The 20,432-nt window shown below is 71.8% G+C and carries 16 protein-coding genes; 6 read left to right on the forward strand and 10 right to left on the reverse strand.

Features of this window, described 5'->3' with window-relative positions:
• Positions 1-6 precede the first annotated feature (6 nt).
• Positions 7-1,131, forward strand: a complete 1,125-nt coding sequence (locus OG607_RS04340; RefSeq protein ID WP_405718968.1) for a 5-methyltetrahydropteroyltriglutamate--homocysteine S-methyltransferase — start codon at positions 7-9, stop codon at positions 1,129-1,131.
• Here OG607_RS04340 and OG607_RS04345 read toward each other — a convergent pair.
• From OG607_RS04345 to OG607_RS04355, 3 genes are all read right to left on the reverse strand, one after another.
• Complete coding sequence (locus tag OG607_RS04345; RefSeq protein ID WP_405736545.1) at positions 1,084-3,018, reverse strand: Xaa-Pro dipeptidyl-peptidase; 1,935 nt, start codon at positions 3,016-3,018, stop codon at positions 1,084-1,086. The two genes, OG607_RS04340 and OG607_RS04345, sit on opposite strands and share 48 nt — an antisense overlap.
• A gap of 211 nt (positions 3,019-3,229) precedes the next feature.
• Entirely contained in the window at positions 3,230-5,593 is a 2,364-nt protein-coding gene (locus OG607_RS04350) for a Tex family protein (protein WP_405718971.1), read from the reverse strand.
• Between the two features lie 84 nt (positions 5,594-5,677).
• Positions 5,678-6,190, reverse strand: coding sequence for a GNAT family N-acetyltransferase (locus OG607_RS04355; protein ID WP_405718973.1), 513 nt, complete (start codon positions 6,188-6,190; stop codon positions 5,678-5,680).
• Positions 6,191-6,263: 73 nt separating this feature from the next.
• Between OG607_RS04355 and OG607_RS04360 the strand changes: the two genes are divergently transcribed.
• From OG607_RS04360 to OG607_RS04370, 3 genes are all read left to right on the forward strand, one after another.
• Positions 6,264-7,106, forward strand: a complete 843-nt coding sequence (locus OG607_RS04360) for a DUF6528 family protein (protein WP_405718975.1) — start codon at positions 6,264-6,266, stop codon at positions 7,104-7,106.
• A 95-nt stretch (positions 7,107-7,201) separates the two neighbouring features.
• On the forward strand, positions 7,202-8,287 hold the full coding sequence (locus tag OG607_RS04365) for an oxidoreductase (protein WP_405718978.1): 1,086 nt from the start codon (positions 7,202-7,204) through the stop codon (positions 8,285-8,287).
• A 71-nt stretch (positions 8,288-8,358) separates the two neighbouring features.
• The gene (locus tag OG607_RS04370; RefSeq protein WP_405718981.1) at positions 8,359-10,038 is read left to right on the forward strand and encodes a rhamnogalacturonan lyase B N-terminal domain-containing protein; all 1,680 of its coding nucleotides are present in this window, start codon (positions 8,359-8,361) and stop codon (positions 10,036-10,038) included.
• Positions 10,039-10,198: 160 nt separating this feature from the next.
• Here OG607_RS04370 and OG607_RS04375 read toward each other — a convergent pair whose 3' ends face one another.
• The 3 genes from OG607_RS04375 to OG607_RS04385 are packed head-to-tail and all read right to left on the reverse strand — an operon-like array spanning position 10,199 to position 12,748.
• Positions 10,199-11,038: a hypothetical protein gene (locus tag OG607_RS04375; RefSeq protein WP_405718984.1), complete on the reverse strand. Its 840-nt coding sequence runs from the start codon at positions 11,036-11,038 to the stop codon at positions 10,199-10,201.
• Positions 11,038-12,300, reverse strand: coding sequence for a VWA domain-containing protein (locus OG607_RS04380; protein ID WP_405718986.1), 1,263 nt, complete (start codon positions 12,298-12,300; stop codon positions 11,038-11,040). Before OG607_RS04380 ends, OG607_RS04375 begins: the two co-directional genes overlap by 1 nt.
• Positions 12,301-12,340: 40 nt before the next feature.
• Complete coding sequence (locus OG607_RS04385) at positions 12,341-12,748, reverse strand: ATP-binding protein (RefSeq protein WP_405718988.1); 408 nt, start codon at positions 12,746-12,748, stop codon at positions 12,341-12,343.
• A 135-nt stretch (positions 12,749-12,883) separates the two neighbouring features.
• Here OG607_RS04385 and OG607_RS04390 point away from each other — a divergent pair, with 135 nt between their 5' ends.
• Positions 12,884-13,753 carry a helix-turn-helix domain-containing protein gene (locus OG607_RS04390; RefSeq protein ID WP_405718990.1) on the forward strand — a complete coding sequence of 290 codons (870 nt, stop codon included), beginning with the start codon at positions 12,884-12,886 and terminating at the stop codon, positions 13,751-13,753.
• A gap of 24 nt (positions 13,754-13,777) precedes the next feature.
• Here the strand turns inward: OG607_RS04390 and OG607_RS04395 are convergent, their stop codons facing one another.
• Genes OG607_RS04395 through OG607_RS04410 form a run of 4 tightly spaced genes read right to left on the reverse strand, consistent with a single transcriptional unit; the run spans position 13,778 to position 19,507 of the window.
• A complete protein-coding gene (locus OG607_RS04395) occupies positions 13,778-14,971 on the reverse strand; it encodes a type III PLP-dependent enzyme (protein ID WP_405718992.1) in 1,194 nt (397 codons plus the stop codon).
• Positions 14,968-16,614 carry an IucA/IucC family protein gene (locus OG607_RS04400; protein WP_405718994.1) on the reverse strand — a complete coding sequence of 549 codons (1,647 nt, stop codon included), beginning with the start codon at positions 16,612-16,614 and terminating at the stop codon, positions 14,968-14,970. Before OG607_RS04400 ends, OG607_RS04395 begins: the two co-directional genes overlap by 4 nt.
• Positions 16,611-18,284 carry an IucA/IucC family protein gene (locus OG607_RS04405; protein ID WP_405718997.1) on the reverse strand — a complete coding sequence of 558 codons (1,674 nt, stop codon included), beginning with the start codon at positions 18,282-18,284 and terminating at the stop codon, positions 16,611-16,613. Before OG607_RS04405 ends, OG607_RS04400 begins: the two co-directional genes overlap by 4 nt.
• The gene (locus tag OG607_RS04410) at positions 18,281-19,507 is read right to left on the reverse strand and encodes an acetyl-CoA carboxylase biotin carboxylase subunit family protein (protein WP_405719000.1); all 1,227 of its coding nucleotides are present in this window, start codon (positions 19,505-19,507) and stop codon (positions 18,281-18,283) included. The genes OG607_RS04405 and OG607_RS04410 overlap by 4 nt, the downstream gene beginning before the upstream one ends.
• Before the next feature lie 115 nt (positions 19,508-19,622).
• Here OG607_RS04410 and OG607_RS04415 point away from each other — a divergent pair, with 115 nt between their 5' ends.
• Positions 19,623-20,420 carry a (2Fe-2S)-binding protein gene (locus OG607_RS04415; RefSeq protein ID WP_405719003.1) on the forward strand — a complete coding sequence of 266 codons (798 nt, stop codon included), beginning with the start codon at positions 19,623-19,625 and terminating at the stop codon, positions 20,418-20,420.
• Positions 20,421-20,432 lie beyond the last annotated feature (12 nt).

Below are 20,432 nucleotides of genomic sequence, written 5' to 3' on the forward strand. Positions count from 1 at the left end.
GGCGCCATGACCACCCGTACCCAGCCGCCCTTCCGTGCCGACCATGTGGGCAGTCTGCTCAGGCCGCAACGGCTGCTGCGCGCCCGCGAGGAGCACGCCAAAGGCACGGTCACACAGGACGAGTTGCGCGCCGTCGAGGACGAGGCGGTGCGGGACGTCGTGCACATGCAGGAAAACGCCGGCCTGCGGTCCGCGACGGACGGCGAGTTCCGCCGGGCGTCCTGGCACATGGACTTCATCTACCAACTGGGCGGCATCCGGCCCACCGACGAGAGGCTCGCCGTCCACTTCTACAACGAGCAGGGCGAGCTGGACTTCTCCTCGGCCGCGCTGCGCGTGCACGACCGCATCTCGCTGCGCGAGACGATTTTCGCCGACGCCTTCCGCTTCCTGCGCGACACGGTCACCACCGCCGTGCCCAAGCTGACCATCCCCTCCCCCAGCATGGTCCACTACCGGGGCGGCCGCGCCGCGATCGACCCGCAGGTCTACCCGGACCTGGAGCCCTTCTGGCACGACCTGAGCGCCGCCTACGCCCAGGAGGTGCGCGCGCTGGCCGAACTGGGCTGCACCTACCTGCAGTTCGACGACACGAGCCTCGCCTATCTCAATGATCCGAGGCAGCGCAAGCTCGTCGCCGAGCAGGGCGGCGACCCCGAGCACCAGCACGAGCGCTACATCAGCCAGATCAACGCGGCGCTGGCCGGCCGGCCCGAGGGCCTGACCGTCACCACCCACATGTGCCGCGGCAACTTCCGTTCCTCCTGGGCCGCCGAGGGTGGTTACGACTTCGTCGCCGAGGAGCTGTTCTCCCGGCTGGACGTCGACGGCTTCTTCCTGGAGTACGACGACGCCCGCTCCGGCGGCTTCGAGCCGCTGCGCTTCGTCCCGCCCGGCAAGCACGTGGTCCTGGGCCTGGTCACGACCAAGCGCGGCGCGCTGGAGGACAAGGACACCCTCAAGCGCCGGATCGAGGAGGCCGCCCGTTACGTGGACATCGACCAGTTGTGCCTGTCCCCGCAGTGCGGCTTCTCCTCGACCTCGGAGGGCAACTCGCTCACCTATGACGAGCAGGTCGCCAAGCTAGGACTGATCGTCGAGACCGCCGAAGAGGTGTGGGGCCGGAGCTAGCGAGGCGGTCAGGTCTCCGGCGGTCGGTGCGGCGGCCGTCGGTGCGGCGGTCGCCGCAGTGGTGGCCAGCGCGCCGTAGCCGCCGACGAGCGGGAGCCTGGCCGAGGAGCGGGCCAGGTCGACGGTGACGGCCGGGGTCGTGTCGGCCGGCTCGATCAGCCCGCCGTCCGTGCCGGCCACGATGACCGCGAGCCGGTGCCCGGCCGGGAAGACATGGTCGGTGGCGGCCAGCCGGATGGTGATCGTGTACTTCTTGCCGGGCGTCAGCGCCTTGCCGTGCCGTGCCGAGGCGTAGTGGCCGAGGTCGGCCCAGCCGCGGCTGACCACCTGGTGGTCCACGGTCTCGGAGTCGGGGACGGTGTCGAGGAAGCAGGCGCTGTCGCCCGCCGTGCTCTCGCCGTAGCAGGAGCGGGTGTCGAGGGTGACGATGCCTTTCTCGTAGCCGAGGTAGTTGCGGATGGTCTGCGGGCCGAGGTCGACCACGACCGCCGACAGGTGGGCACTGCTGGTCGACGAGGACGCCGTGAGTGTCACCGTGCCGCTGCCGGACAGCCGCAGGTTCCTGGTGAGCGTCCCGGTGGTGAAGGCGGTCTTCGCCGGGGTCGCGGTGTCGGCGGCAGCCGCCCAGTCCTCCTCCCACAGCGTGGGGTCGTCCGTGAAGGACTCGGTACTGCCCGGCTTCGCGGCCTTCAGGCCGAGCGTGCCGAGACCCGCCGTGGCGCCCGCGCGCAGGCTCAGCCTGGTCTGCGCGGTGCCGTACGGCTCCCAGCGGGCGTCCTGCGTCCACTGGCCGGGGCTGCGCTCGATATCGGCGCCGGGTTCGTGGTCGATGCCGTTGCGCACGCCGAGCAGGTAGTGGTCGAACCATTGGTGGAGGGTGTCCACCCACTGCGAACGGCGGTAGTCGAACGGGTCCACGTGACCGCTCTGGGACAGCCAGACCTTGCGCTCGACGCCGCTCTTGGCGAGCGCGTCCCACCACTGGCCGAAGTGCTTGGTGCGCACGTTGAGGTCCTGCATGCCGTGGACTGCGAAGACGCTGGCGCGGACCTTGCCAGCGTTCTTGACGTAGTCGCGCTCCGACCAGAAAGAGGTCCAGTCGCCGCTGCGCGGGGCGCCGTCGACGATCTTCTGCTGGACGGCGTCGCAGCGTGCGCGCGCGGCGTCGCTCTCGATGCCGGCGGACAGCCATTCGGGGCCCGAGTCGAACAGGGCCGCGCCCTGGGCGAAGTAGTAGTCGTACCAGGAGCTGATGCCGCCGATGGGCACGATGGTCTTCAGGCCCTTGACGCCGGTCGCGGCGACTCCGTTGGCGATGGTGCCGTCGTAGCTCTTGCCGATCATGCCGACCGCGCCGTTGGACCAGCTCGCCTTGACGGGGGTGTCCCCGGTGCGGGTGCGATAGGCCTTGGCGCGGCCGTTGAGCCAGTCGACGACCGCCTTCGCGGACCCGATGTCCGAGGGTCCGCCGATGTCCACGCAGCCGTCGGAGCGGTTGGTGCCGGCAAGGTCGACCAGAACGGCGGCGTATCCGCGCGGCACGAAGTAGTTGTCGTAGAAGAGCGGGGCCTGCAGCACATTGCCGTCGGCGTCATAGGTCTTGAGCTGGCTCTCGTTGCCGCGCCCGCAGCAGGAGTAGTACGGACTGGCGTCCATGATCACCGGGACCTTACGGCCGGCCTTCGCGGGCTCGCTCGGGCGGACGATGTCGGCGGCGACGCGGTCGGTCTTCCCGTCGCCGTCACCGTCCAGGCCGGTGTCGACCCAGACCGCCTCTCGGATCGCGTCCGCGTAGGAATAGTCCGGCCGGCTCAGTCCGCCGCGTACGGTCCCGCTGGTCGTGGCGGTCTTGGCGGTGGCCTGGGCGGCGGCGGCCGGGAGTGTCATGACAGCGATCAGGGCGGCGACCAGCGCCGCCACAACGGATATCCAGTGGGTGCGGTTCCCCCGCGCGTGTGAGAGCACGGGCGGAGGCTAATGGTTGGCGAAGCCATGCCAACAGCAGGTTCTCGGTCAACTTGTGAGCCCGCTGTGACGGCTGGGGCGCGCGGGCCCCGGCCAGGCCTAAGGCCTGCCGTCACAGCGGGCTGTGTGCCGCTCAGCGGCCGTTGCCGCCCAGACCGGCTCGTCGCAGGGCCTCGGCCATGGCGCCGCCGGCCGGCGGCTGCGAGGAGCCGCCGCCGCGGGCCTGGCGGGGCGGATTGCCCCGCCGCTCGCGGCGCTCACCGCGCTCGCCCCGCCCGCCGCGCTGCTCGTTGCCGCCCTGGGGCGCGGCGCCCTTGGGGGCGGCCTCGTCGTCGAGCCGCAGCGTCAGCGAGATCCGCTTGCGCGGGATGTCCACGTCGAGCACCTTCACCCGCACGATGTCACCGGACTTGACCACGTCCCGCGGGTCGCTGACGAAGGTCTTCGACATCGCGGAGACATGCACCAGACCGTCCTGGTGCACGCCGACATCGACGAAGGCCCCGAAGGCAGCGACATTGGTGACCACGCCCTCCAGCACCATCCCGGACCGCAGGTCCTTCAGCTCCTCGACGCCCTCCTTGAAGGTGGCCGTCTGGAACGCGGGCCGCGGATCGCGCCCCGGCTTCTCCAGCTCGGCCAGGATGTCGGTGACGGTCGGCAGGCCGAAGCTGTCGTCCACGAACTGCTGGGCCCGGAGCGTGCGCAGCACCGAGGCGTTGCCGATCAGGGCCTTGATGTCGGTGCCCGCGACCGAACTCATCCTGCGCACGACGGGATACGCCTCCGGGTGGACGCTGGAGGCGTCCAGCGGGTCGTCGCCGCCCGGAATGCGCAGGAAGCCCGCGCACTGCTCGTACGCCTTGGGCCCGAGCCGGGCCACCTCCTTGAGCGCCTTGCGCGTGCGGAACGGCCCGTTGGCGTCGCGGTGGGCGACGATGTTGCCGGCCAGGCCCTCGGTGATGCCGGAGACCCGGCGCAGCAGCGGGGCGGAGGCGGTGTTGACGTCCACGCCGACGCCGTTGACGCAGTCCTCGACCACCGCGTCCAGCGACCGGGACAGCTTCAGCTCGGACAGGTCGTGCTGGTACTGGCCGACGCCGATGGACTTCGGGTCGATCTTCACCAGCTCGGCCAGCGGGTCCTGCAGCCGCCGGGCGATGGACACCGCGCCGCGCAGCGACACGTCCAGCTCGGGCAGTTCGGCGGAGGCGTACGCGGACGCGGAGTAGACCGAGGCCCCGGCCTCCGAGACGACCGCCTTGGTGAGCTTCAGCCCAGGGTGGCGCTTGATGAGATCGGCGGCGAGCTTGTCGGTCTCCCGGGAGGCGGTGCCGTTGCCGATGGCGATGAGGTCGACCTTGTGGGCGGCCGAGAGCCGGGCCAGGGCCGCGATGGACTCGTCCCACTTGTTGCGCGGGACGTGCGGGTAGATCGTGTCGGTGGCGACGACCTTGCCGGTGGCGTCCACGACGGCGACCTTCACGCCCGTACGGAAGCCGGGGTCCAGCCCCATCGTGGCGCGGGTGCCGGCCGGGGCGGCGAGCAGCAGGTCGCGCAGGTTGGTGGCGAAGACCCGCACGGCCTCGTCCTCGGCCTGCTGGCGGAGCTGCACGCGCAGGTCGATCCCGAGCCGGACCAGGAAGCGGGTACGCCAGGCCCAGCGCACGGTGTCGGCCAGCCACTTGTCGCCGGGGCGGCCCCGGTCCGTGATGCCGAAGGTGTGCGCGATGCTGCGCTCGAAGCTCGACGGCCCCTCGACCGGTTCCTCGGGCTCCAGGGTGAGGTCCAGGACCTCCTCCTTCTCGCCGCGCAGCATCGCCAGCACCCGGTGGGACGGAAGCTTGGTGAAGGGCTCGGCGAAGTCGAAGTAGTCGGCGAATTTCGCGCCGTCCTCCTCCTTGCCCTCACGGACCTTGGCGACCACACGGCCGCGCTCCCACATGCGCGTGCGCAAGGAGCCGACCAGGTCGGCGTCCTCGGAGAAGCGTTCGGTGAGAATGGCCCGGGCCCCGTCCAGGGCCGCCGCCGCGTCCTCGACGCCCTTGTCCGCGTCCACGTATCCCGCGGCCTCCGCCTGCGGGTCCAGTGACGGGTCGGCGAGCAGCCGGTCGGCGAGCGGTTCGAGGCCCGCCTCGCGGGCGATCTGCGCCTTGGTGCGCCGCTTGGGCTTGAAGGGCAGGTAGATGTCCTCCAGCCGCGCCTTGGAGTCGGCCGCGAGGATCTGCGCCTTCAGGGCGTCGTCGAGCTTGCCCTGGGACTCGATCGACTCCAGGATCGCCGCCCGCCGCTCGTCGAGTTCGCGCAGATAGCGCAGCCGCTCCTCCAGCGTGCGCAACTGCGCGTCGTCCAGCGTGCCCGTGGCCTCCTTGCGGTACCGCGCGATGAACGGCACCGTCGCACCGCCGTCGAGCAGCTCGACGGCCGAGCGCACCTGGCCTTCCCGTACTCCGAGCTCCTCGGCGATCCTGCGTTCGACCGACCCCTGAACAGACATCGTCACGATGTACTGACCTGCTTTCTCGCTGGACTACCCGTGCATTATCGCCGAGTGCCGCGAGGACGGGGGCAGCCCGGGCGGTCAGTCCAGCTTCTTCTCGAAGAAATGGTCCGCGTACGGATCCTCGTGGTACGCCGGAATCTCCGCATAGCCCATCTTCGCGTAGAGCGCTCTGGCCTCCACCAGGTCTTTTCTCGTGTCCAGCCGCATCGCCACCGCGCCCAGCACCTCGCGCGCCGCCTGCTCGGCCGCGGCCACCAGGACCGGCCCGCCGCCGGTGCCGCGGGCGGAGCCCCGGACGAAGACCCGCTTCAGCTCCGCGGTGCCGGTGGCGGCGTCCAGGACGCGGATGCCCGCGCATCCGGCGGGGGCTCCGTCGTAGTACCCGACCAGGAACAGCCCGGCGGGCGGGGCGAGATCGTCACTGGTGAATTCGGCGAGGATGCCGTCGATCTCGGACGTGGTCGTCGGGCGGTCGTAGTAGCGGCCGACGATGTCCTCGAAGTACTGCCGGAGCAGGCCGGCCGAGACGGGGTCCCCGACGGCCAGCGGGGCGACCAGCCAGCCCGCGGAAGTTTGTGTTGATCCCTTCACAGCGCCATCGTGGCAGAGGCGGCCGTGGCTATCCTCCGAATATTCCTGAGCAGTTCGACGACACGGGGGCACCATGTCGAAGACCTTTCCGATAGCGACGACCGAACAGACGACGAACGACATCATCGTCTTCGACCAGGACGGCGACTGGTCCTCCTCGTCGTCGGTCACCTGGCGCTGGAGCCCGCCCGCCGGCTCGGCGGTCTGGTACAACCTGTCCGACGTACGGCTGCGCGACACCAAGGCGTACGGAAAGGTGGTGCTGGTCGCCGCCTCCGGCGGGAAGACCGCGATGCTGCGCAAGGACAAGAAGACCGTCGTGTGGCAGGTCAGCACTCCGCAGGACAATCCGCACGCAATCGAGCGGATTCCGGGCGGCGTGATCGTCACGGCCAGCACCAGTCCGGGCCGGCTGCGCTTCTACGCAGACTCCACCCATACCGTCCCGTTCAAGGTGATCAGCCTCGCCAAGGCGCACGGTGTCCTCTACGACCCGGAGCGCACCGCCCTGTGGGCGATCGGCGACAAGCAGCTGGTCCGCTACAGCCTGTCCGGCGAGGGCTCCGGCACCAAGATCTCCGTGCACAGCCGCGTGAGCTTCAAGGGCACCGGGCACGACCTCCAGCCCGTGTACGGGGACCCGGACGCGCTGTGGTTCACCGACTCGTACGGGGTCTACCGGCTGGACGCCACGAAGAACACCTACGAGCAGGTCGACGCGGCGAACCATGTGAAGGCGTACATCAGCCAGCCCACCGGCATCCGGGTACGCGCCATGGCGGACTACGCGGGCCCCCGCGACTGGGGCGGGCCGACGATCGACTTCTTCGACGCCGACGGGGAGAAGGCCTTCTCCCGCACGCGGCCCGGCGCGGAGTTCTACAAGGTGCGGATCTGGACGCCGGACTATCACTGACCGACCGGACCGGCTTGGCGAAGTGTGGTGTGTCCATGACGGGTTGACACCTGCTAGGTTCCAGCGCCATGGCGGCCGGCGGGATGGGGACGGGGATGTTGCGGCGTGCGCGTGCGGTGTCGGTCGGGCTGTGCGCGGTGGCGCTCGCGGCGTTGAACGTCCTTCCGGCGCATGCGCATGCGCGATCAGGACCGGCGTGGGAGATCCGCGACACCGGCAGCACCGCCCGCTTCCGGGGGCTGTCGGCGGTGAGCCGCGGCACCGCGTGGGCAGCGGGCTCGGCGGGAACGGTCCTGCGCACGCTGGACGGCGGGCGCAGCTGGCAGGACGTGTCCCCGCCCGGCGCGGGCGACCTGCTGTTCCGCGACATCGAGGCGTTCGACGCGAGGCGGGCCGTGGTGCTGGCGATCGGCGAGGGCGAGGCCTCGCGGATCTTCCGGACCGAGGACGGCGGCGCGACCTGGACGGAGACCTTCCGCAACACCGATCCCAGGGCCTTCTACGACTGCGTCACCTTCTTCGACCCGGGGCACGGGCTGGCGGTGAGCGACCCGGTCGACGGCAAGTACCGCATCCTGTCCACCCGGGACGGCGGCCGCAGTTGGACGGTCCTGCCGGCGCAGGGCATGCCGGCCGCGCTCGACGGCGAGGCGTCCTTCGCGGCGAGCGGCCAGTGCCTGGTCAGCGCGGGCAGCCATGACGTATGGCTGGCGACCGGCGGCGGCGCCACCGCGCGCGTGCTGCATTCCGGCGACCGGGGCCTGACCTGGAGCGCCGCCGGCACCCCCGTCCCGGCGGGCGATCCGGCGAAGGGCGTCTTCGCCCTGGCCTTCCGCGCCGGCGACCCGCGCCACGGCATCGCCGTCGGCGGCGACTACCGGGCCGACCAGGCCTCACCCGACGCGGCCGCAGTCAGCCGGGACGGCGGGGCGAGCTGGACCACCTCACGGCAGCCCCCTCAGACGTACCGCTCGGGCGTCAGCTGGCTTCCCCCTTACCCGCACGGTCGCTCGGCCGCCGTCGCGGTCGGGCCGACCGGCAGCGACCTGTCCACCGACGGCGGCCTCACCTGGCGGACCTTCGACACCGGCTCGTTCGACACCGTCGACTGCGCCCCCGACGGCGGCTGCTGGGCCGCGGGCGAGCTGGGCCGCATCGCGCGGCTGGAATTCTCGCGCTAGACCGGCAACCTTTCCGACGTGACCGGCCACAGCCTCTCAGGAGGGGGCCGACCACAAAGGAGAGCCGCACCATGAGCGAGCAGGAGAGCACGCGCGAGCCCCGCTTGCGCAGGCGCACCTTACTGGCAGCGACCGGCGCTATCGGCGCGGGCGCGATGATCGAGGGGCCGCTCGCCGGCACCGCGTCCGCCGCGGCGTTCGGCTACAGCGACGACGGCACGAACTACGTCATCGACACCGGCGCGAGCCTGGTGTTCAAGGTCAGCCATGTCAACGGCGACCTGACCTCGCTGGCCTACAAGGGCACCGAATACCAGGGCTTCGACGGCAAGAACTCACACGTCGAGTCGGGCCTGGGCGCATCGACCGTCACCATCTCGCAGTCGGGGACGACGATCCTGGTCAAGGTCGTCCACGGGACGCTGATCCACTACTACGCGGCGCGCAGCGGCGAGAACAACGTCTACCTGTGGACCAACAAGGCGGACACCTCGGTCTCCGCCACCCGGTACATCGTCCGCGTCAAGCCGGGCCTGTTCCCCAACACCGATCCCGACGCGTGGGATTCGACCACCGACACCGTCATCGAGGCGGCGGACGTCTTCGTCAAGCCCGACGGCACCACCCGCTCCAAGCACTACTCCGGTCTCCGGGTCACCGACTACGACTACATCGGCTGGAGTACCGGCTCGGTCGGCCTGTGGATGGTCCGCAGCAACCACGAGAAGGCCTCCGGCGGGCCGTTCTACCGCTCGCTGCTCCGCCATCACAACGACGGCGGGGGCGGCCTGTACGAGATCCTCTACTACGGCGAGAACCAGACGGAGGCCCAGCGATTCGGCCTGCAGGGCCCGTACGTCATCGCCTTCACCGACGGCGGCGCGCCCGCCTCCGCGCTCTACGCCAGGAACATCGACACCTCATGGGCGGACTCCCTCGGCCTCACCGGCTGGACCGGCGCGAGCGGCCGGGGCAGGGTCGCGGGCGTCGGCATCTCGGGGCGCGACAGCGCGTATCCGTACACGGTCGGGCTGGCCAACTCCGACGCGCAGTTCTGGGGGACGGCCGACGCGGGCAGCGGCTACTTCTCCATCCCCAAGGTGCTGCCCGGCACGTACACCCTCACGGTCTTCAAGGGCGAGCTGGGGGTCTACACCGGCAGCGTCACGGTGACGGCCGGCGCGACCACCGTCCTCAACACGATCGCGGTCGTGAACGACCCGGCCACCGCCTCCGCGATCTGGCGGATCGGCGACTGGAACGGCACCCCGGCCGGCTTCAAGAACGCCGGCCTGATGACCTACGCGCACCCCTCCGACATCCGGGCGAGTGCCTGGACCGGCGACTTCACCGTCGGCTCGTCGTCGGCGGGCAGCTTCCCCGCCTACATCTGGAAGGACGTCAACAACGGGATAGCGGTCTACTTCAAACTCACCGCCGCGCAGGCGGCCGCCGCGCACGTCCTGCGCATCGGCATCAGCACCAACTACATCAACGGCCGCCCCCAGGTGACCGTCAACGGCTGGACCTCGTCCGTCCCCTCCCCGCCGACGGAACCGAGCACGCGCACGCTCACGGTGGGCTCCTACCGGGGCAACAACGTGACGTTCACGTACTCGGTCCCCGCGAGCGCGTGGCTGACGGACACCAGCCAGTACAACGTGCTCAGGATCTATGTCGCGAGCGGATCCTCCGGGACCGCGTATCTCAGTCCCGGAGTCTCCGTCGACGCGATCGATCTGCTCGCCTAGGGCCTGTCCGGCGGATCTACGTGGGTGAAGGAGCGGGGTCTGGTGCCTGCGATCGCAAGGCGCCGGAGCGCCCACAGGGTGGTTTCCTGTGGGCGCTCCGGCAACGCCGCGAGCGCTGGTGCCAGGGCACGCGACGCCACGGAGATCCGCCGGACAGGCCCTAGGGCTGACGGCGGCGCGCAGGCCGGGTGAAGGTGTACCCGGCCACGCCCGCCAGGGCGCCGAGCACTCCCCCGGCCACGGTCCAGATCCAGCGGTCGGACCACCAGCCGGGGGACCAGCCGCCGTCGGGCGCGGCGAGCGAGGCGGGCGCCTCGGAGGCGCTCGCCGACGGGGACGCAGCGGTCTCCGTGCTCGGGTCGAGCGTGGCACCCGCCTGCTCGACCGGGGTGAGCGGGGCGGCCAGTTCGCCGTCGGCCGCCTTGGAGCCACCCGCGTCGGCGGCGGTGGCCAGGATCTCGGCGCTCGCGGGGAGGCCGAGGTCCTGGTCGGGGAGGTCGGCGACCGTCAGGCGCACGTAGTACGCCCCGGGCAGCGGGTCGTTGGCCCAGGCCTCGGACCACGGCCGTACGGTACGCAGCCTGCAGCGCAGCTCGACGGTGGTGTCGTCCACCGCGGCCGTCCGCGACGGGTGGCCGGCGGCGCAGGCCTGGCGGCGCCGCAGTCCGTCGTAGACGTCGAGCCGCCAGGTGGCGGAGCCGTGCCGGGACGAGGACTCGGGCAGGGTGACGGTCGCCTTGACAGTGACGTTCTGGCCGGCCGCGGCCGGGACCATCCAGTACAGGTAGTCGCCGGTGGAGGCGGTGGCGGTGGCCGCCTGCCCCTGCTGGACGGCCGTGGCGGTACGGAAGCTCGTCCCGGCCTCGGTGGGCGCGGCGGCGCTGCCACTGGGGCTGGGGCTCGGGCTCGCGGTGTCGTCGGCCAGGGCCGGTCCGGCGCCCGCGAGGAGGGCGGCGCCGGCCGCGAGGGCGGCGGCCGTCAGGCGAGAGGTGGTACGCATCAGTTGGTCCTCCAGACGGCGACGCGGATGCGGGACAGCCAGCCCCACAGCAGTCCGGCGAGCAGACCGGTGACGGTGAGGACCGCGAGCAGGATCCAGCCGCGGCCGAGCCCGAACGAGGCCACGTCCGAGGCGTCGTCGGGGGCGGACACCAGGCCGACGGTCAGCTCGACCGGCAGACCGGGGGTGGTCTTGACGGAGGCCGGGGCGGAGAAGGAGTTGCTGACCTCCAGGCAGACGATGTGCGAGGCCGGGGTGTCGGCGTCGTCCTGCTCGGCGAAGGCGTAGCGCAGCCCGGCCGAGATCACGTCGGTGCGCCCGCTGTCCGCGTCGCTGCCGCGCACGAGCTCGCGGTCGCCGGTGACGGCCCGCAGCAGCACCCCGTAGTCGTTGTTGACGGCCCGGTCTGCGCCCACGCTGACCGAGGCGCGCAGTTCCTGTCCGTCGGCGACGTTGAGGCGGTACCAGCGGTGCTCGGCGAACTTCTCGCGGTCGCTGTAGACGCCCGCGCCGATCAGCGGGGCCGTGGAGCAGCTCGCTGAGCCGTCGACGGCGGTCGGGGTCACGGCGGGGGCGTCGGCCGCCCGGTCGATCAGCTGCTTGGTGCGGTCGGCGAGCTGGTCCTTGTGGGAGACGGAGGTGTAGGTGCCGCCGGTGGCCTCGGCGATGCAGGTGAGCTGCTCGCGCATCTTGTCGCTGGAGGCCAGGCCCAGGGTGTCGATGACCAGGCTGGTGCCGGAGGCGGCCAGTTCACGGGCGACGGCGCAGGGGTCCAGCGGGGCGCAGGTGTCCTCTCCGTCGGTGATGAGGACGATCCGGCGGGTGGCGTCGCCGCCCGCCAGGTCCTTGCCGGCGGCCTGCAGCGCGGGGCCGATGGGCGTCCAGCCGGTGGGTGCCAGGGTGGCGACGGCGGTCTTGGCCTCGGTGCGGTCCAACTGGCCGACGGGGTAGAGCTGTTCGGTGTCCTTGCAGCCCTCGGTCTTGCTCTTGCCGGGGTAGTTGGCGCCGAGGGTGCGGATCCCGAGGCGTACGTCGTCGGGCACTGCGTCCAGGACCTCGTTGAAGGCCTGCTTGGCGGCCGACATCCGGGACTGTCCGTCGATGTCGGCGGTGCGCATCGAGCCGCTGACGTCCAGCACCAGCTCGACCTTGGGGGACTCCGTCTGTGTCTCGTCCGCTATCGCCGCAGCCGGGAAGAGCCCCGCCGCCAGCGTGGCGGACAGGGCGCACAGGCCCGCCGCCAGCCGTTTTCTGAAGATCATTGCCGGATCCTATGGGATCACGGCCCCGCCCCGGACCATGCTATTGGCACGGGTCCGCCGGTCCCAACTCGGCCCACACCACGCGCCCTCGGCCGCCCTCCCCGGCCAGCACGCCCCAGGCCTTGGACAGCACGCTGACCAGCAGCAGTCCGCGGCCGCACTCCTCGTCGAGCCCCGCCACCCTGGGCTGAGGAACCGTCAGACCGGTTCCCCCGTCGGTTACTTCGATCCGCACTACGCCGTCGCAGACCCGGACCGCGCAGGCTATCTTCTCGCTGTCGCCGTACCGCAGGGCATTGGTGAAGAGTTCGGACACGATCAGCCCGGCGTCATCGGACAGCTCGTCGTCCACACCCCACTCCCACAGCCGCGCCTGGACGCGCCGTCGCGCCTCGGCGACCGCGGCGCCCTGCGCGGTCAGGCGGAACGCGTCATGGGAGGAAGCCACTCCGCTACTATGCGCGGCGTGCCAAAGGGATGGCAAGATGCGATCTGCAATTTACAGAATCGTATGCGCAGGATGCGATCCGTACTCACGTCATGACAGACTGCAGCGGGACCAGGGCAGTTGAAGGAGTGGGTCGTGAACGATGCGCGTCCGGCGAACGCCGCGCCGACCGTCCTGAGAGTGGTGCTCGGCAGGCGTCTGCAGGATCTCCGGGAAAAGGCCGGGCTCTCCTACGAGCAGGCCGCGCGCGCTCTCGATGTCACCCACGCCACGATCCGCCGCATGGAGAAGGCCGAGGTCGGCCTGCGGTTGCCGTACGTCGAGAAGCTGCTGCAGACCTACGGCGTCACCGAGCCCTTCGAGATCGAGAAGTTCCTCGACCTGACCAAGGACGCCAACCGCCCCGGCTGGTGGCACCGTTTCCGCGATGTCCTCCCCGAGTGGTTCAGCGCCTTCGTCAGCCTGGAGGGCTCCGCCGAGCTGATCCGTGCCTACGAGCCGCACTACGTGCCCGGGCTGCTGCAGACCGACGACTACGCCCAGGCCGTGCTGCGCGCGGGCCGTCCGGGCGCGACGCAGAAGGAGATCGACCGCTCGGTCGCCCTGCGCAGGCAGCGTCAGGCGCTGCTGGCCCGCGAGGAACCGCCCATGCTGTGGGTGGTGATGGACGAGACGGTCCTGCGCCGCCCGATCGGCGGCCCGGGCGTCATGCGCGCGCAGATCACCCGGCTGATCGAGGCCTGCGACATGCCGCAGGTGCGGCTCCAGGTCCTGCCGTTCGCCTCGGGACCGCACCCCGCGATGTACGGGCCGTTCCACGTCTTCCGCTTCGAGCATCCCGAACTGCCCGATGTCGTCTACGTCGAGAGCCTGGTCGGCGCCATCTACCTCGACGAGCGCAACGACGTGTCGACCTTCCGTGAGGCCCTGGACCGGATGAGCGCCCAGGCCCCTTCGGCGAACCGGACGCAGGACTTCCTCAACGCCCGGCGCCGGGAGCTCTAGGGCCTGTCCGGCACGGCCCGTCGGTCACAGGTAGTGGAACCCCGGGCGGGGGTGCATCAGGAAGTCGTGATGCGAGATGTTCCACGCGTAGGCCCCCGCCATCGCGAAGACCACCCGGTCCCCGGCCCGCAGCCGCGCCACCCGCGCATGCCGTGCCAGCAGGTCCTTGGGCGTGCACAGCTGTCCGGCCAGGGTGATCCTCGCGTCCCGCACGCCGGGCCGGGGCCACGGGTGCGGCCAGTCCTCGGTGGGCAGTACGGCGAAGGGCTGGTCGTGCTGCTTTGCCGCTGGGGTGCGCAGGTGGTGGGTGCCGCCGCGCAGCACGGCGAAGTCCTCGCCGTGGCTGCGCTTCACGTCCAGCACCTCGGTCGCGTACCAGCCGCAGTACGCCGTCAGGGCCCGGCCCGGCTCGATGCGCAGGGTCAGGCCGGGGTGCCGGTCCAGGATCCCGGCCAGGCCGGCGCCGAAGGCCGCCCAGTCGAAGCGGGCGGCCGGGTCGGCGTAGTCGACGGCCATACCGCCGCCGACGTTGACCTCGGGCAGCGGGATCCGGTGCCGCGCGGACAGGCCGGCCGCCCAGTCCGTGATCTGCCCGGCCACCGCCAGCTGGGCGGCCGCGTCAAGGCCGCTGGCGAGGTGGGCGTGGATGCCCCGCAGGCGCAGCGCGGCGCAGTCCGGGCCATCGAGGACACGCAGGCAGCCGCCGATGTCCGCCGGGTCGATGCCGAACGGGGTCGGGCGGCCGCCCATCGCCAGAGCGACGCCGTCCAGCGCCTCCGGGGCGACCGGGATGTTCACCCGCAGCAGCACGTCCACGGTCCGCTCCGGGGCGAGCCGGGCGGCGAGCGCACCCAGCAGCCGCAGCTCGTGCTCGCTCTCCACGTGGAAGCGCTCCACGCCCAGCCGCAGCGCCGTGGCGATCTCGGCGGGGGTCTTCCCGGGAGCGCCGAAGGCCAGCGGCGCTCCGGGCACGGCCGCACGCGCATGGGCCAGTTCGCCGCCGGAGGAGACCTCGTAGCCGGTGACGATGCCGCTCAGCGCCGCGAGGACCGGCGGCTCGGGGTTGGCCTTTGCCGCGTAGTAGAGCTCGACGCGCGCAGGCAGCGCGGCCCGTACGGAGGCGGCATGCGCGCGCAGCGCGGCGAGGTCGTAGAGGTAGGCGGGCAGGTCGTCGGCGGTGAGCCCGGCGATGCGGTCGCGGACCGGGACGGTGATCATGCGTCCTTCCAGGACAGCGGCGAGGGGATGGGGACGTACCCGCTGCTGCGGTCGGCCTGGCGGCGCCAGCGGGTGAGGAGGTTGGCCTTGGCGGGCAGCGGGGCGCCGTCGAGCAGGGCGCGCAGGCCGGGCGGGCAGCCGTTCTCGGAGGCGTGGTCGCGCAGGGTCCGGTGGACCCGGCCCCACAGGGCGGGTTCGAGCTGCGGGTGCAGGTCGGCGATGGCGGCGGCCAGCTCGGCCAGGTGGTTGACGAACAGGCAGTAGACCACCCGGTCCCAGCCGCGCCGGGCGTCGTAGGTCATCGGCCGGGCCACGTCGGCGGGCAGCGACGCGAGCAGCCCGGCATGGCGCTCGGGCAGCAGCTTGGCGCCCTCCATGTCGCGGAAGAGCACCCGGACCGGGAAGCCGTCGGTGTCCACCCCGATCAGCACATTCTGCAGATGGGGTTCGAGCACCACCCCGTGGTCGAAGTACGCCGCCAGCACCGGCGGCACCACCAGCCGGAGATACGCCGACCACCACTGAAGGGCGGCCTGCGGCCCGGCGCCCTCCAGCAGCCGTGAGATGTGCGCGGAGCAGGTCGGGTACTCGTCGGCGACCGCGGCGGCGAGCAGCGGCGTCACCCCCGGCGGGAGGTGACGGGCGGGCCCCTCGCGGACGATCACCCCCAGGCCTTCGAGCAGATCGTTGCCGAGCCCGACGCTGCGGTAGGCCGGTTCGCGCAGCACAGCGTGGCCGGGGAAGCGCCCGGCGAGCCGCTCCAGGACCGGTGCCAGGGCCCGGGTGAGGGCGACGGCGCCGGTCAGTTCGTACGCGGCGTTCTTGCGCAGGCAGTTGGTGATGCGGACGTTGAGGCTGAATTTGAGGAACATCCCGTCCCCGTACAGCGTGCGCACCGACGAGGTTGGCGTGTAGAGCGAGCCGCCGGTACCGAGATCGAGGATGTCCCCGGCCGCGAGGGCGGCGCGCAGCCGGGGGTGGCCGCTCAGCAGTTCGTACTGCCAGGGGTGGGCGGGCAGCAGCCGGTATCCGTCGGGCACCGGGCGCAGCCGGTCGAGCGCGTCCGGCGCCCAGGGCTCGGAGCTGTCCTGCGCGAGCAGCCCGGCCCGCACGGCGAGATGACGGAGCGGGAAGGCGGCGCGGGCCTCGGGCGCGTACGCGGACCAGGCGTCCCGGCCGCCGGTGCGGGCCTTGGGCGTGGGGTGGAAGCGGTGGCCGAAGACCAGGGCCTGTTCGGACTCCAGGTAGCCGGAATCCGGTGGCGCGGCGGGCCGGTCGAGGGCGGCCGCGACACCCTCGTGGCTGGAGGCGAGCTGCTCCAGGAACTCGTCATTGGCGACACCGGTGCGCGCGGTCAGTTCCGCGTGCACGCGCATCGCGAGCCGTTCCCGGCCCAGCTCGGTCCAGCCGCCGTGCCGCTCCTCGAACACGGGCCCGGTGAAGCGGTGGGCCCCGGTGAGGGAGGTGCGGCGCAGGGCCACGCGCAGCAGCGTCCCGGTCGCCGGCAGCCGCAGCAGCAGGTGCCCGTCGGTGACGGCGGTGCGGTGTTCGGGCCCGCACACCTCACGCAGCAGGCAGTTGAGGAGGGTGTGCGCGACGGCGTGGCCGGCGGTGGGGAGCCCGGTGGGCGCTGTGGTGCTCATGCGCGCGCCCCCTGCGGGAGCCTCAGATAGTTGGGCCCGGTGGTGTAGTGCTTGTTGATGTCCGACGCCCCCGATCGCTCCTTGGTGAGCAGCGTGCCCGCCGTGACCATCGCCTTGACGGGCAGGCGTTCGGTCTCCAGGACACGCGCGCGCAGCCCCGGGCCGGCCAGGGCGTCGATGCGGTCGCGTACGAGGGCGAGGAGCCGGTCGCGGTGCTCGGGCAGGGCGAAGGCGAAGGCTCCCGCGCACAGGTGCACGGTGATGGTGGTGAAGAGGTCGGCGAGCGGTCCGTCCCCGTCGGTGAAGGTGCGCGGGTCGGCGTAGTCCGGGACATCGCCGAGGGTGTCCTTCAGGCGGCGCGCGTTGATGCGGGGGCCGTCGTTGTCCTTGAACAGCAGGCGCACCCGGGTCCGGCCGGCCGGGCGGTCGAGTACCAGCGAGATGTTCTGCTGGTGCGATTCCAGGGCGATGCCATAGGTGAACAGGGTGGTCTGCCAGTCGATGAGCGGCGTCAGCCAGTCGTCGAACAGGGCGGGTACGTCGCCGCCGTAGAAGCGGTCCGCGAGCCGGTCGAGCACGCGCCGGCCGTCCGGTCCTTCGGCGAGCAGTGCCGCCAGGGGCACGATGACGGCGTCGTCCAGGCCCGGCGGAAGTCGGCGGCAGAGCACGGCGAGGAGTTCGTGGCCGGCGTGGAGGTGGCGCTGTTCGTCGGCGTGCAGGATGCGGCCGGCGAAGCGCGGTTCGCGGTCGATGACGGTCTGCAGGAGCCGCTGGGTGGTGGCCCCGTCCTCCAGCACGCCCGCCTTGATGGTGCGCCGGTTGCGCAGGCCGAGGGTGGCGGTGGGCAGCGGGAGCTTGAGGTGCAGCGACGGGGCGTCGGCGAGAGCGACGGTGCGCATCGACAGGGTCGGTACGACGGTGAGCCGGGCGGGTCCGGCGCGGACGGCCCGTTCGGGGAGATGGCCGAAGGCGAGAGGGTGGACGGGCAGGGCGATGTGGCTGCCGTCCAGCTCCGGCAGGCCGAGGGCGCCGGGGGTGGGCCATGGGCCGGGGAGGGCCGGGACGGCGCGCGGCGTGAGGTCGGCCAGCGGCACGGCTGCCCAGCGCAGTTCGAACGACGGGTGGAATTCCGGTGCATGGCCCCGCAGTTGGGCCTCGTCGAGCGCGGCCCGGCCGCGCGATGCCGGGTAGACGGGGTGGTCCTGGTAGGCCGCGAGCGTGTCGAAGGCCAGCGACGCGGCATGGCCGGTCCAGTCCGCCGGGTCGTCGCCGTACGCGTCCGCCAGCCGGTCGCGTACCGGCCCCGCGGCTTCGGCCTGCATGCGCATGCAGGCCAGCGCCTGGCGGCACTCGTCGGCGAATTCGGCGTAGCCGTCCCGGTCCTCGGGGCCGGCGAGTTCCGCGAGGGCGCCGATGACGCGGTCGAGACCGGCGATCAGGGCTCCGTCCGGCTCGCGTTCCAGGAAGGGCCGACGGGCGGCGTACTCGCACTGGAAGCCGTCCTCGGCGACCGGCAGCAGCAGCGCCCCACCGGCGGGCCGGGGCAGCCGCAGCCAGAGTCCGTCGGGGCGGCGCAGGGGTGTGCTGCGGGTGCGCAGGCCCACGGCGTCCTCGCGGAGCAGGGCACTGAGCACGCGCAGGAGCAGTTGCTCCTCGGCGGTCGTCGTCACGGTGTGATCTCCCAGTGCTGGGCCGCGATGAAGTTCGCTACGGCTCGGTTGACGCGTTCCTGGTCGGTTCCGGTGGCGCGGACCACACCGAGGAAGTCCCGGTTGGTGTGGTGGAGCTCGTGCCGCTCGCCGATGCCGCGCAGCGGTCGGTACGTCAGACGGACATCGCCGATGACGAGTTCCTGCGCTCCGGGCGCGGCGGTCAGGGTCCCGGGGCGGTCGGCCAGGGGGTAGTCGAGCCGGGCGCGGCCGTCGGTGCGCGCGCCGAGGTCCGCGGGGAGCGGCTCGCCCAGGTGCGTGCGCAGGACGGTTTCGAAGTAGGGGATGCCGAGGAGTTCGGCGAGCAGCAGGTCGCACTGGTCGCCGATGGCACGGTAGTTGACCTCGATGATGCGCGGGCGTCCGTCGGCCTGGAGCACGAATTCGGTGTGGCAGGCGCCGAGGCCCACCCCCAGGGCCTTGAGCCGGTCGAGCAGCGCACCGGTCACAACGGGGTCGTGGACGGGCACGAAGTCGAGCCGCTCCTCGATGAAGTACGGCGGGTCGGACAGCTCGGTGCGGAAGCCTCCGAGGACGTGCAGCAGGTCGCCGTCGCCGAGGGTTTCCAGGGTGTGGAGCTCCCCTTCGAGGAACTCCTCGACGACCAGGGCGGCTCCCGGCCGGCGGGCGCGTATTCCGGCGCAGTGCCGCAGCAGTCCGGCGGTGTCCGCCACCAGTACGACGTCCTCGCTGGCCACGCCCTCACGGGGCTTGACGACCACTGGCCAGGGCACACCCCGCGCGGTCAGGTCGGCGGGGTCCTGGTCCGGGGCGAGCTCGACGGACCAGACGGGATCCGCGCCGGTGGCGGCGAGGTGGCGGCGCATCTGCGCCTTGTTCTTCGTGCGCAGGGCGGCTCTCCACTCCTTGGCGGGCAGGCCGAAGTAGCCGGCGGCCAGGGCGGTCTGGGTCTGGAGGTGGTCGCTGTTGGAGAAGACCGCGTCCGGGGCCTGATGCCGGGAGATCAGGCCGATCACCTCCCGGAAGTCCCGGACTTCGCAGTCCAGGACTTCGCACTCCAGTCCCTCGGCCTCGTACGCCCGCCGGTGGGCGGTGGCGTAGCCGGGCTCGGTCAGGACGGTGACATCGAGGCCGAGCCGGACGGCGGCCGGGAGGAAGCCCTCGGTGACCGAGTCGGTGGGATTCAGCGCGATGAGATACAGGCGCCTGCGGGGGTTTGACACGAGATCAACTTAGGGTTGCCATACCTTGCAGTGTCAAGTTGCTTCCTCCGGGCATATATATAAGGTTAGCCTCACCTTAACTACCTGCTGATTCCCGCGAGTTGATCGGAGCACCATGCTCGCTGTGCCCACCCCGGCCGCCGACGCCTACCGGCGACTCGCCGGACTGTGCGACGCCCTGGCCGTGGAGGTCACGGACGACAGACACCCCGCCGACTCCTTCGGCACCTTCGGCGGGACATGGTGGGACGCAACCGAGTTGGCCACCCGGCCCGAGGCCCTGCGCGCCGCCGTCGACGGCGAGGCCGCCCGGATCCTGGCCGAATACGGGCACGTCGCGCGCCGCCACGTGGCCGCCTCGCGTGTGCTGCACGACTACCTGTGGACCGTCGGGCTGCTGTTCGCCGGCCCCTGGTACCTGGAGGGCCGAATACCCGTACTCCGGCCCGAACGACTGTGGTTCGAGCCCGTCGGGGGCGGCTTCACCGTCTCCCCCGACGGCTTCGCCTCCCCGCCCGGCGAGCCGGGCTCGCCGGACGGACTCCGCCGGGCGTTCGACGAGTTCGTGGATCCCCTGCTCACCGCCTTCCGGCCCGAGATCAGGCGCGGCCCGCACGCGCTGCGGGGCATGGCCGCCGACGATCTCGTCTCGGCGCTCTGCTACCTCGGCCGCACCATCGGCCAGGAGGCACAGACGATGCGCGAGGCGGCGGCCCTGGTGCCCGACGGACCGCGATTCCGCACCCTGCGGGGCCCTTCCGGCCGTTCGTACCCCGTCCGGACCAGAACCGGCTGCTGCCTGTTCTACGCGATCCGGCCGGCCGAGGCCTGCCTGACCTGCCCGCGCATCGACGACTCGGAGCGGGTGCGGCAGCTGGAGGCGGAGGCCGACGAAGCCGAGGCCGCAGGCTGACACCTCGGCTTC

It is taken from the genome of Streptomyces sp. NBC_01537 (assembly GCF_045040445.1).
Classification (GTDB): Bacteria; Actinomycetota; Actinomycetes; order Streptomycetales; family Streptomycetaceae; genus Actinacidiphila.

Excerpts from the sequence above, each read along its gene's own strand:
- OG607_RS04340 (WP_405718968.1), top strand. The coding sequence starts at position 7 with ATGACCACCCGTACCCAGCCGCCCTTCCGTGCCGACCATGTGGGCAGT.
- OG607_RS04375 (WP_405718984.1), bottom strand. The coding sequence starts at position 11,038 with ATGCGTACCACCTCTCGCCTGACGGCCGCCGCCCTCGCGGCCGGCGCC.
- OG607_RS04345 (WP_405736545.1), bottom strand. The coding sequence starts at position 3,018 with ATGACACTCCCGGCCGCCGCCGCCCAGGCCACCGCCAAGACCGCCACG.
- OG607_RS04400 (WP_405718994.1), bottom strand. The coding sequence starts at position 16,614 with ATGAGCACCACAGCGCCCACCGGGCTCCCCACCGCCGGCCACGCCGTC.
- OG607_RS04360 (WP_405718975.1), top strand. The coding sequence starts at position 6,264 with ATGTCGAAGACCTTTCCGATAGCGACGACCGAACAGACGACGAACGAC.
- OG607_RS04350 (WP_405718971.1), bottom strand. The coding sequence starts at position 5,593 with ATGTCTGTTCAGGGGTCGGTCGAACGCAGGATCGCCGAGGAGCTCGGA.
- OG607_RS04415 (WP_405719003.1), top strand. The coding sequence starts at position 19,623 with ATGCTCGCTGTGCCCACCCCGGCCGCCGACGCCTACCGGCGACTCGCC.
- OG607_RS04370 (WP_405718981.1), top strand. The coding sequence starts at position 8,359 with ATGAGCGAGCAGGAGAGCACGCGCGAGCCCCGCTTGCGCAGGCGCACC.
- OG607_RS04395 (WP_405718992.1), bottom strand. The coding sequence starts at position 14,971 with ATGATCACCGTCCCGGTCCGCGACCGCATCGCCGGGCTCACCGCCGAC.
- OG607_RS04380 (WP_405718986.1), bottom strand. The coding sequence starts at position 12,300 with ATGATCTTCAGAAAACGGCTGGCGGCGGGCCTGTGCGCCCTGTCCGCC.
- OG607_RS04365 (WP_405718978.1), top strand. The coding sequence starts at position 7,202 with ATGTTGCGGCGTGCGCGTGCGGTGTCGGTCGGGCTGTGCGCGGTGGCG.